General features: G+C 44.1%; 14 protein-coding genes and 1 pseudogene. 5 read left to right on the top strand and 10 right to left on the bottom strand.

The window, feature by feature from the left end; genetic code table 11:
- The coding region (locus F6K52_RS25420; protein WP_293084660.1) for a transposase at positions 1-456 on the top strand (456 nt) is incomplete at its 5' end.
- A gap of 282 nt (positions 457-738) precedes the next feature.
- A complete protein-coding gene (locus F6K52_RS25415) occupies positions 739-1,299 on the top strand; it encodes a 3'-5' exonuclease (protein WP_293084657.1) in 561 nt (186 codons plus the stop codon).
- Here the strand turns inward: F6K52_RS25415 and F6K52_RS25410 are convergent.
- Positions 1,289-1,471 carry a hypothetical protein gene (locus tag F6K52_RS25410; RefSeq protein WP_293084654.1) on the bottom strand — a complete coding sequence of 61 codons (183 nt, stop codon included), beginning with the start codon at positions 1,469-1,471 and terminating at the stop codon, positions 1,289-1,291. The two genes, F6K52_RS25415 and F6K52_RS25410, sit on opposite strands and share 11 nt — an antisense overlap.
- Before the next feature lie 193 nt (positions 1,472-1,664).
- Between F6K52_RS25410 and F6K52_RS25405 the strand changes: the two genes are divergently transcribed.
- Positions 1,665-2,273, top strand: a complete 609-nt coding sequence (locus tag F6K52_RS25405) for an RNA 2'-phosphotransferase (RefSeq protein WP_293084651.1) — start codon at positions 1,665-1,667, stop codon at positions 2,271-2,273.
- A 278-nt stretch (positions 2,274-2,551) separates the two neighbouring features.
- Here the strand turns inward: F6K52_RS25405 and F6K52_RS25400 are convergent, their stop codons facing one another.
- Entirely contained in the window at positions 2,552-3,250 is a 699-nt protein-coding gene (locus F6K52_RS25400; RefSeq protein WP_293084648.1) for a phosphoribosyltransferase family protein, read from the bottom strand.
- A 164-nt stretch (positions 3,251-3,414) separates the two neighbouring features.
- On the opposite strand from F6K52_RS25400, the gene F6K52_RS25395 reads away from it, so the two are divergent.
- Positions 3,415-4,110 carry a uracil-DNA glycosylase gene (locus F6K52_RS25395; RefSeq protein ID WP_293084645.1) on the top strand — a complete coding sequence of 232 codons (696 nt, stop codon included), beginning with the start codon at positions 3,415-3,417 and terminating at the stop codon, positions 4,108-4,110.
- 347 nt (positions 4,111-4,457) lie between these two features.
- The gene (locus tag F6K52_RS25390; RefSeq protein ID WP_293084643.1) at positions 4,458-4,919 is read left to right on the top strand and encodes an NUDIX domain-containing protein; all 462 of its coding nucleotides are present in this window, start codon (positions 4,458-4,460) and stop codon (positions 4,917-4,919) included.
- A 66-nt stretch (positions 4,920-4,985) separates the two neighbouring features.
- Here F6K52_RS25390 and sodC read toward each other — a convergent pair whose 3' ends face one another.
- From sodC to F6K52_RS25350, 8 genes and pseudogenes are all read right to left on the bottom strand, one after another.
- Positions 4,986-5,516 carry a superoxide dismutase [Cu-Zn] SodC gene (gene sodC, locus F6K52_RS25385; RefSeq protein ID WP_293084640.1) on the bottom strand — a complete coding sequence of 177 codons (531 nt, stop codon included), beginning with the start codon at positions 5,514-5,516 and terminating at the stop codon, positions 4,986-4,988.
- A gap of 17 nt (positions 5,517-5,533) precedes the next feature.
- Complete coding sequence (locus F6K52_RS25380; protein ID WP_293084637.1) at positions 5,534-5,668, bottom strand: hypothetical protein; 135 nt, start codon at positions 5,666-5,668, stop codon at positions 5,534-5,536.
- Positions 5,665-6,414 carry a class I SAM-dependent methyltransferase gene (locus tag F6K52_RS25375; RefSeq protein WP_293084634.1) on the bottom strand — a complete coding sequence of 250 codons (750 nt, stop codon included), beginning with the start codon at positions 6,412-6,414 and terminating at the stop codon, positions 5,665-5,667. Before F6K52_RS25375 ends, F6K52_RS25380 begins: the two co-directional genes overlap by 4 nt.
- A 329-nt stretch (positions 6,415-6,743) precedes the next feature.
- Positions 6,744-7,085: a hypothetical protein gene (locus F6K52_RS25370; protein ID WP_293084631.1), complete on the bottom strand. Its 342-nt coding sequence runs from the start codon at positions 7,083-7,085 to the stop codon at positions 6,744-6,746.
- 85 nt (positions 7,086-7,170) lie between these two features.
- Positions 7,171-7,512, bottom strand: a complete 342-nt coding sequence (locus F6K52_RS25365; protein WP_293084627.1) for a hypothetical protein — start codon at positions 7,510-7,512, stop codon at positions 7,171-7,173.
- A gap of 395 nt (positions 7,513-7,907) precedes the next feature.
- Positions 7,908-9,401, bottom strand: a complete 1,494-nt coding sequence (locus F6K52_RS25360; protein WP_293084624.1) for a hypothetical protein — start codon at positions 9,399-9,401, stop codon at positions 7,908-7,910.
- Positions 9,398-9,781 carry a hypothetical protein gene (locus F6K52_RS25355; RefSeq protein WP_293084621.1) on the bottom strand — a complete coding sequence of 128 codons (384 nt, stop codon included), beginning with the start codon at positions 9,779-9,781 and terminating at the stop codon, positions 9,398-9,400. Before F6K52_RS25355 ends, F6K52_RS25360 begins: the two co-directional genes overlap by 4 nt.
- A 34-nt stretch (positions 9,782-9,815) precedes the next feature.
- Positions 9,816-10,013 (bottom strand): annotated as a pseudogene (locus F6K52_RS25350) (CHAT domain-containing protein); the annotation flags it as partial.

Genomic DNA, 10,013 nt, shown 5'->3' with positions numbered 1-10,013 from the left:
TCTGGTTCTGACCGTCGTGGTCATGACATCACCGGTAGTCGCTCATGGGGGAAACCCCCAAGACCGCGCTACCTCATTAAAGTAGGCTTTGCTAGCTCCACTTGTAAGCTTTGTCTCCATCGTCCCTTGTGTACTCGCACCAAAAAGCAAGGGCGCACTATTACCCTGCGTCCTCAACGCCAACATAATGCCCTGCAACAGGCTCGCCAGACTCAAACCACAGAGGATTTCCAGCATCGCTATGCTCAGCGTGCAGGTATTGAAGGTACCTTAGCTCAGGGCATTAAAGCGTTTGGCTTACGTCGATGTCGCTATATCGGTTTGACTAAAACCCACTTGCAGCACATCATCACAGCTTGTGCCATGAATATTGTGCGTTTGGTTAATTGGTGGCTCGGAGTTCCATTTGCAGCTACCCGATGTTCTCGTTTTGCTGCTCTTGCGCCGACCGGTTGACCTATGTGTAAACAAATATTAAGTTCGCCAGCGGTATCAACTTTGGGGGGAACAAGAGTCAATTTGCTTCTAAAAGTCCCCCGAGCGAGCAATCCCTCGCTCGGGGGATTTAGGGGGCTTGGATGTAGCAAATTAGACTTCTCAGACAACTTCTTATAATTTGGAATTTTACATTCTACATTCTGTCTTCTACATTCTTAATTCTCAATTCTTAATTCTCAATTCTCAATTCTTAATTCTTAATTCTGCATTCTGACAAACCTCAACTAGCCGGAGGCTAATATGTCCAAAAAACTCGACCAAATTATTGTTGTGGATGTTGAAGCCACCTGTTGGCAAGGTAAGCCACCCCCAGGAGAAGAAAATGAAATCATTGAAATTGGCATTTGTGTATTGGATGTTGTTTCTGGAAAGCCCCTGGAAAAAGACAGTATTTTGGTAAAACCAGAACGCTCAAGGGTCAGTAAATTTTGTACCAAACTGACTACATTAACCCAGGAGCAAGTTGACCAGGGAATTTCGTTTGTTGAAGCTTGTTCAATTCTACAGGATAAGTATTTATCTGCTAGGCGAGTGTGGGCAAGTTATGGAGATTATGATCGAAATCAATTTCAGAAACAGTGTACATCTCGTTTTTTGAGATATCCCTTCGGCACCAGACATATCAACATCAAGACCTTGTTTGCTATGAGTTATGCTTTGCCCCATGAAGTTGGTATGGCACAAGCTTTGGATTTACTAAATTTACCGCTGGAAGGTACTCACCACCGGGGAGGAGATGATGCTTGGAATATTGCTCGGATATTCTCAAGGTTACTCTTGCAATTAAGAACTACAGGATGATATCGACTAGAGTTATTCCAGAAGTGGGGAATAGGGAGCAGGGAGCAGGGAGCAGGGAGCAGGGAATAGGGAATAGGGAATAGGGAACAGGGAACAGGGAATAGGAATAATAATTTATGAAAACAGTATAAAAAAGCGTTACAACGCCGTCTTTAATAATGTTTATCAGCACTGTTTTAAACTTACATTTTTTTTTCATAGCTATCAGCTAGACAGTTTTTTTATATTACCTATTTTTCCCTCCTGGGAGCAGTAGTTGTGGGTTACTCTTACCTATTCCCTATTCCCTGTTCCCTGCTCCCTACTCCCTGCTCCCTAAAACCAAAGAATTTGTACCTCAAAAAATTAAAAATTTCTATATAAATATGAATCCGTCTCGGTTAATAAAAATAAGTAAATATTTGAGTAAGCACCTTCGACACCAGCCTCAGAGAATTGGAATCACACTCGCTCCTGGTGGCTGGGTTGGTGTTGATGAACTACTGGCGGCTTGTAAAAAGCATTCTTTTCGGATCAGCCGTGCTGAATTACATGAAGTAGTTGCCAAAAATGACAAGAAGCGCTTTTCTTTCGACTCCACAGGTAACCGAATTCGTGCCAATCAAGGTCATACGGTGAAAGTCGATTTACAGCTAGAACTTTTGGTTCCACCAGATGTCCTTTATCACGGTACCGGTCACCGCGCAGTTGAGTCAATTCTGCGCCAGGGTTTGTGTAAAATGTCGCGACACCATGTCCATTTATCGACGGATATGGCAACTGCAAAAAAAGTCGGAGCAAGGCATGGTCGCCCTGTAGTTTTCGCTATTGATGCCGCAGCTATGCAAAAAGCTGGTTACAGCTTCTATTGTTCTGATAATGGCATTTGGTTAGTGGATTCGGTATCACCAGAGTATTTACAGTTCACATTTGAGTCTAAATGTAATCCAAAAGGTGAGAAAAAGCATAAAAGCTGTAGAGGAGCAACAGGATAGCGATGACCTGCACCATACGGGAATTAGAGGAAGGCATGGTTGTACCCCTTACCCACATGGATACGGCTGCTCCCATGGCAAAGCTAGAACTGAGTACCAGATAGGGCCAGTCACTGGTATATCCCCAGGTGGCTAGTAAAGCCATTGCCAATGAGGTCATCATTAATTCAACGAACTCTGGTGGATTGTACTGGGTTGAAAGCACTAATGTTCGCCACCAAAACTGCCAAAGTCTCATAGATTAAAACAGCTAGTTAATGGTCAAAGCTAGCGTTGACTTAGGACTCTGATATTGTAATATAGTTATGCTTATAGTTATGCTGCTGTAAGTAGCTCAGAGCTTCTTTGGTTTGAACTTGAGGAAATTTGAGGTAGAAGCGGCTGACACTCAGAAAGGGTTCCGGTGTTTGTAAGATAACCATGCGATCGCACCACTTTGATAACCACTTGATTAATCCTCCTGGTGCCACTGGTGTGCAAATCCAGACCTGTGCTGGATTGTGGGCTTTTACTGCTTCCGTTGCTGCTGCTATGGTCATCCCAGTAGCAATGCCATCATCAACCAGCAACGCTAGCGCCCCAGTAGGATTGGTTTTCGGGCAACCCGGTTGGAGTTGAGCTAGCTGAGCTTGGGCTTTTTCTTGAGCTTGAGCTAATAGTATTTCCCGCCATTGAGCATTTTTGTTTCGCCATCGCGTTTGCCCAGACCACAGTACAACTCCGGAGGAAGTCACCGCACCGATTGCTAATTCTGGGTTGCTAGCCGTAGCAATTTTTTTTGCCACTACAATATCTAGCGGACAATCCAGTGCTTGAGCGACTGGTGCTGCTACTGGGATACCCCCCCGAGGTAGTGCGTATACAATAGGTGTTGGATCAATACCTGTAGCGTGCAGCCTGCTCACCAAGGGGATAAGTGCTTGAGCAAGCTGCTCACCGGCATCAGCGCGATCGCTAAACAGCGGGGCAGTGTACATGGCTTCCTCCGGCATGAAGTTGCCTGATATGTATTATAATTACTGATTTTTGTCAAGATTACTGTATCAAAAGAAAGAATTGTAATAATTAGTTGGTAATAATCTCCTCAATCTACTATTAGTAGTAAGATGCCTTATGCCTGCAAAAATTTCTGTGAGTCCTCATGTCCAACGGAGAACAACTTAGTCTTTTTGACGAGTCAGAGTTAACCCCATCACCGCCCAATAATGTCCAAAGGGAGCTAATCCCCACTGATGCCAAAATCCCTATTCCTGCTGGCACTTACGACACCATGGAATCCTTGACAGAACACTGTCAATCTTGCCAACGCTGCGAATTAGGAGCTACCCGCACTCAGGCTGTTATTGGACGTGGCAACCCTAAGGCCCTAATTATGATTATTGGGGAAGGACCGGGTAAACAAGAAGATGAGACTGGTATGCCCTTTGTAGGCAGAGCAGGGAAACTGTTGGAGAAAATTTTGGCATCTGTGAAAATCGATACTGAACAAGATGTATATATTTGTAATATGGTCAAGTGCCGACCTCCTGGTAACCGCACCCCTACTCCTAATGAAATTGAGGCGTGCAAACCTTACTTGTTGGAACAAATTCGCCTAGTAGAACCCCAAATTATTCTCTTCACTGGTGCTACAGCAGTAAAAGGCTTAACTGGTAACAAGCAGGGCATTACTAAAATTCGCGGCACCTGGATGGAATGGGAAGGGCATAAGTGGTGTATGCCAATTCTCCATCCTGCTTACTTACTGCGGAATCCGAAACGAGATCCAGGTAGTCCAAAGTGGATGATGTGGCAAGATATCCAGAAAGTGCGTGCTAAGTTAGACGAGATTCGATGATTCCATAGATATTAGGGAATAGGGAACAGGGAATAGGGAGTAGGGAGTAGGGAGTAGGGAGTAGGGAGTAGGGAATAGAGATTAGTTGAGTGTTAATTGTTAAGTGATAATTGTTAATTGCTAATTGTTAATTGCAAACTTTCAATGGTCAATTAACAATTTTCATTTCCATTTTAAATTGACTAAAAACCAAGAATGATACAGGTTTTTTCATAGCTATCAGCTACACAGAAGTTTTTCCCTCTTACCTCTTACCTGCTCCCTGCTCCCTGCTCCCTGCTCCCTGCTCCCTGCTCCCTAAAACCCAGACATTTGTACCTCACTCGTGATGATAATTGCTATATAAAATGATTATTGATGAAACTTGGTACCAACGACCACCTGGAGTTTCTGAGGCTACCTCCGCTGGTGGCATTGTTGCACGCCGTTGGGAGCAGCAGATATTCATTGCTCTAGTTCAAGAAGGCAATAGACTGGAATACGTTTTACCGAAAGGTCATGTAGAACCAGGAGAAACTATTGTAGAGGCCGCAGAGCGAGAAATTGCGGAAGAAGCGGGCTTAAATGACCTAAAATTTATTGCTGAACTGGGAGTTAAGGAACGATTAGACTTTGCCAAACAGTGTTGGAAAAAGACTTACTATTTTTTGTTCATTACTGATCAAATTGACGGCACTCCTACTGATCCACATCTCAGTTACCAGCTGGGGTGGTTTCCAATAGATGAATTGCCAACATTATTCTGGCCAGAACAACAAGAACTGATTAAAACCAATAGTAAGCTGATCCAAAAGTCTTTAGGGATTTAATAGGAAATGGGGAATATCAAATTCCCCATCCCTTAGATCCGTTAACTGAAAAGTACAAAACTGTCGCTAAATCACACCACAAGCCGCTCGAGCACCACCCCCTCCCAAGGGTTTGGGGATGTCTGAATAATTGTCACCTTGGGCGTGAATGATAAGAGAGTGACCCTTAAGGTCAGCAACCTTTAACCGTGGGGCTACGACTGGAGTGTTAGCAACACCCTGTTTATTAAACACTAGCCTTGGCAAATCACCTAAATGACCATTACCGAATGGTCCTTCGTGTTTGCCGGTATTTTGTGGATCATAATGACCACCAGCAGCTAAGCCAGGAACTACTTTACTCTCCTTCTGGGCTGGACCACAGTTAGGGTTTGTATGGACATGGAAGCCATGTTCTCCAGGAGTTAATCCAGACAGATTGGAGGTTAGCTGCAGACCCTTCTCGGTTTGGGTTGCTTTGACAATGCCAATCTCTTCACCAATGCCTTTGGTATCAGTCAAATGCATGGTCACCGTTAGTGGTGTTGACGCGGATTGATTTGAACAACCCGAGATTAGAAATATTGCGATCGCAGCTAATAGGCTGATAATTTTCATACTCAACTAGAACCCACTTACAGATAGGTCTCCAAGGGTTTGAGACCCTTTCGGATCTCCGTTTCCCTATTCCCTACCGTACCTGATTTGTGAGGATTTTTGAGCTTGAGGTTAGTTTTCGAGCCTTCTACCTCAAGCTGGCATCCATTCATCCCACCCCTAGCTGGAGTGGGCTTTTAGCGCTACTTTTGTAAAAGCACAACACTTGGCTAGTGTTGAGGGGATCCCGATACAGACACTCAACCCGATTAAAATCATGTTTGTGGGCAAGGGATTGCAGGGTTGTTTGGGTTTCAGGAAAATCACTAGACAATACATGACCCTCGATCATGGAAACTTCTTCGGGAGTCAGTTGAGCCCAGTTTTGGTAGACACCCTCTAGGTAACGTCTGAGATAGGTGTCTCGGGTTTCTCCATCTGTGGAAACTATATCGATCAGAATAAAAACACCATCAGGTTTTAGGAGATTACTCAGCTTTGCCATAATACTATCTTTTTGCTCAAAACTGAGGTGATGGAAGGCAAAAGAACTGAAAATCCCGTCGAAGCTATCCTGCTGGTTTTGTGCCAACTCAGAAACTACTTCAAAGAAGTCCCCCTGAATCAATGTCTGTTCGCAGGGGATAGAATTCATGTTATCACGAGCAATCTCTAGTGCTGGCTCAGAGAGGTCAATGCCTTTGTAGGAAGCAATCCTGGTATTGGCTAAAGCCTGGGCCGTGAAGCTAGCATCACCGCAGCCAAGGTCAAGTATAGAGAAGGGGGTTGGAAAGTAGCTGACTAGGAATGCGTGCAAGATGCCGTAAATTTCACGGTGTTGCATGTAATTGTTAGTCAGTATTTTTTGATAGAGTTGCCACTGACTCTCAAAGATATTAGGTGACTGTTCTGTTTTCATAAAACACCTTTTGTTTACTTTTTAAAAACTACTTATAGTTTAGATCTAGCAATTATACGAATTGTGAGGTACAAATTTCTGGTTTTTAGGGAGCAGGGAGCAGGGAGCAGGGAAAAAATAGTGTGTACCTCATAGCTATGATAAACGCTATAGTGAAATCGAAACCCCAGCCAGGAGTTGAGATTTCGTAAGCTAATGCGCTACGCCCACGCTACGCGAACAGCTAATGCGCTACGCGCACGCTACTTGAGGTGCTATCAGCTGACGGCTGAGGGCTGAGGGCTGAGGGCTGACGGCTGACCGCTGACCGCTAAATACTTACCTAAGTATTAATCCCGATCCAGGTTGGATAGTTCAGTGTTCACATAAGCTAGATAGCTAGAATCATTGATGGTTTCTGGGGATAATCTTCCTCTTTTAATAGCACTGGCTACTAGGTCTTTAGCGGTAATTCTCTTGGTTTTTACAGCGCTGATGAAACCAGCATTACTGGGAATCCCTTGCTCAGAAAAGTAACCTTGATAACCGAGATAGACCAGGTTAAAGGGTTGAACTTTGACTATATTGTTACGGCTGGTAGTAGAGTTGGCAGCGATTTCTGATGCTAAGACGGGAGTGGTAGCGGTAGCAATCAATAATGTGCCTAAACTGCCAAGTACAATACCTTTCATGTTTGTTTCTCCTAATATTTATTTGCTTAATTGGTTAACGGCTTTTTTTTAATTACTAGAATGTAGCTCTTAACTTATGTAAGTATTAATCATTATCCAGGTTGGATAGTTGACTATTCACATAAGCTAGATAGCTAGAATCATTGATGGTTTCTGGGGATAATCTTCCTCTTTTAATAGCACTAGCTACTAGGTCTTTGGCGGTAATTCTCTTGGTTTTTACAGCGGTGATGAAACCAGCATTACTGGGAATACCTTGCTCAGCAAAGTAACCTTGATAACCGAGATAAACCAGGTTAAAGGGTTGAACTTCGACTATATTGTTACGGCTAGTAGTAGAATTCGCAGCGATTTCTGATGCTAAGACGGGAGTGGTAGCGGTAGCAATCAATAACGTGCCTAAACTGCCAAGTACAATACCTTTCATGTTTGTTTCTCCTGGGGTTGATTCGCTTAACTGCTTTCCTTGTCTTGATGCAGTCGCTCATGGGGGAAACCCCCAAGACCGCGCTGCATCGCTAATTACTAGAATGCAGGTCTTAACTGAGGAGGCAGTGACCCTTAACTGAGAATTTGATAAGGTCTTGCTAAGGAAACTGAATTTAACTTAAAGGGAGTCTGAGGTCGGGACTGTGGGGAGGCTGAAGCTCTTTAAGCATATGCGCTACGCGCAGGCTACGCCAACAGCCGTCAGCCGTCAGCCGTCAGCCGTGGGCTTTGGCTTCGACGCTGGGACTTTCCCCATAAACTGTTGGCTTAGCGTGGCCAATGGCTGAAAGCTGAGAGCTGAAAGCTGAGAGCTGAAAGCTGAGAGCTGAATACTTACTTTCTTCGCCACCACCAGGCAATAATGCCTACAGGAGTTGCTAAGATAACGCCTACTAGGAGATGAAATACTATATCTAGGGAACTGTAGCCCAAATAACTGGCAAGATTAGCGTCTTTAGCTTGTTTGGAAACTGGTAAAATTTTTTCAATAGCATCAGAGGCAACTTGGGACGAAATACCGCTGACCGCTAAGCCTGTACCGACTGTAGTAATCACTAGTTCTAATTTTTGTTCCCGTTTTTGGGCAGCAGCTTCGTTATTGCGATCGCTTTCTGCTTGCTTAACCTCGATCATGCCCCGAATCGTGGCAGTCATCTGCTCAAATAAATGTTGAGTAGGTCTAAGGTAGTTGAGGTCTACTTGAATCTGAGTTTGAAATTGCTTGCAGGTGCGGTCAAGGAAGGTTTGTAGAAATCCCAGGTCATCCTTGGGCAAACTCAATGCTTTAATGTTCTCTAACCTGGATCTATAGTTCTTGATGTTGGTAGTAATCGCAGTTCTGTGGTCTTCCATGTCCCGGAGGTATTTAGCATAGTGAAATGCCCGTTGGGGTATTTGCTTGAGCCACTGGTTGAGTTCCTCTAAGGTTTCTTCAGGGGGTTGGACTAATTGCTCAACCTTTTGCTCTAATTCCCTATAGAGTTCCAAGGCTTTATCATGACAGTGGCGAGATTGAGAATAAGCGTAAAGTATTTTACTGCGACAACAGAGCAAATTGAGCAAGGAGTGATAAGCCTCGACGGTTTTGCTCAAGGTTTCAGGATGAGAATGTAACCACACCAGAATGTGACAGCGTTCCCTGGGCTTCTCTTTGTCGTTATCGTATTCAAAAATAGGACTACCGAAGAGTTGACCAGTTCCTAATAGTTGGAGATGGTCTGCTGTTTCCTTGACTAACCCTGCAACACAGTGATTAGCAAAGTCCTCATAGGCGGATTCTTCCACATTAACTGGTTTAACAAATAGCAGTAGGGTCTGTCCGATGGAGGCTTGGATTTGGTCAGTGGGATTGAGCTGACTGAGCTGGGCTAACTCTACGGTTTCACGGTAACGTAGGGTCAGGTCAAGAGCATAGGTATCGTGAATGCGCAAGGGATCAATTTCTCCCATCAAACGCAGACCATTTTGATCGGATTCACTGTGAAAACGCAGCTGACGGGCTTGATCTGATTGGGGGTCTTTCCTCACCAATTCCAGCCAATCATCTAGATAGGGTTTTTCCTCTGCTGTTGCTTCTTGGTCTTCATTGGTGGGATGGTAGTGGTACTGAGAATCTTTGGGATCGTAAGTGTAGCAGCGGAGTTCTGTTTTCAGAGATTTGAGGAGTTGGATATTACGTTGCTCCCCAAGGGCGACACATTGTTCCCACAGTTGGTCGGCATTGTCCATCACCTGTTGCTTGCCTTTGCTGATGTCTTGGCGAAGCTGAAAGGCGTAGAGGGTGAGGCTAGGATTTTGTGCTTTCCAAGCTGTGGGTGTTTGATTCATTTGCTAGTGTCTGATGGTTTTTGCTCCTTAGTAGTTTCGGAAGTAGTTTCGGGGAAACTTTCCCGCACCTGGTTTTTTAGGAGTGTTTTGTAGTCTTTGGGTTGAGGTTTGGGATTGGATTGAGCTGGACCCTTTTGTTTTCCAATAAGTGTTGAAACCAACATGCGATCTAAGCTATCTAGTTTATCTCTTAAAGCCGTAAAAATGTCAGGGTGTTTGACGCACCAAGAAGAAATGGCATTTGAGAGGGATTCAAGATCTTCTGGAAACTTATCTATTTGTTGCTTTAAATCAACTCTATTCTCGTCTAAAAAAATAAATGGTTGGTATTTGATTAGATCAATAAAAGCTTCGATTCTATCTTTAGGTGTCGGTGACATGATAAAAATTAGGAGATATCTTCTGGAGTGAGCTTTATTTCCCGATGGCACAAAAAGCAGCCCAGTAATAAGGTAATTGGAAAGGCTGTTCTTTTGGCTTCATCTTACTAAACCAGGATAACCAATCGAAGTTCTGATTGGGAGTCAGGGAAAGACGGTTTAGATGGTTTGTCCACTCTTCTAATTCTTCTTTTCTAACATCCCGCAGCCATGTTTGAGCTTGGTTGAGGGC

This window comes from Moorena sp. SIO3H5 (genome assembly GCF_010692395.1).
GTDB lineage: Bacteria > Cyanobacteriota > Cyanobacteriia > Cyanobacteriales > Coleofasciculaceae > Moorena.
The sequence above is the reverse complement of the archived record's forward strand: the minus strand, read 5'-3'. Positions and strand labels throughout refer to the sequence as shown.

Coding starts and splice junctions, on each gene's coding strand:
- F6K52_RS25380 (WP_293084637.1), bottom strand. CDS start 5,668: ATGAATGGATGCCAGCTTGAGGTAGAAGGCTCGAAAACTAACCTCAAG.
- sodC (WP_293084640.1), bottom strand. CDS start 5,516: ATGAAAATTATCAGCCTATTAGCTGCGATCGCAATATTTCTAATCTCG.
- F6K52_RS25370 (WP_293084631.1), bottom strand. CDS start 7,085: ATGAAAGGTATTGTACTTGGCAGTTTAGGCACATTATTGATTGCTACC.
- F6K52_RS25400 (WP_293084648.1), bottom strand. CDS start 3,250: ATGTACACTGCCCCGCTGTTTAGCGATCGCGCTGATGCCGGTGAGCAG.
- F6K52_RS25360 (WP_293084624.1), bottom strand. CDS start 9,401: ATGAATCAAACACCCACAGCTTGGAAAGCACAAAATCCTAGCCTCACC.
- F6K52_RS25415 (WP_293084657.1), top strand. CDS start 739: ATGTCCAAAAAACTCGACCAAATTATTGTTGTGGATGTTGAAGCCACC.
- F6K52_RS25395 (WP_293084645.1), top strand. CDS start 3,415: ATGTCCAACGGAGAACAACTTAGTCTTTTTGACGAGTCAGAGTTAACC.
- F6K52_RS25375 (WP_293084634.1), bottom strand. CDS start 6,414: ATGAAAACAGAACAGTCACCTAATATCTTTGAGAGTCAGTGGCAACTC.
- F6K52_RS25405 (WP_293084651.1), top strand. CDS start 1,665: ATGAATCCGTCTCGGTTAATAAAAATAAGTAAATATTTGAGTAAGCAC.
- F6K52_RS25365 (WP_293084627.1), bottom strand. CDS start 7,512: ATGAAAGGTATTGTACTTGGCAGTTTAGGCACGTTATTGATTGCTACC.
- F6K52_RS25390 (WP_293084643.1), top strand. CDS start 4,458: ATGATTATTGATGAAACTTGGTACCAACGACCACCTGGAGTTTCTGAG.
- F6K52_RS25355 (WP_293084621.1), bottom strand. CDS start 9,781: ATGTCACCGACACCTAAAGATAGAATCGAAGCTTTTATTGATCTAATC.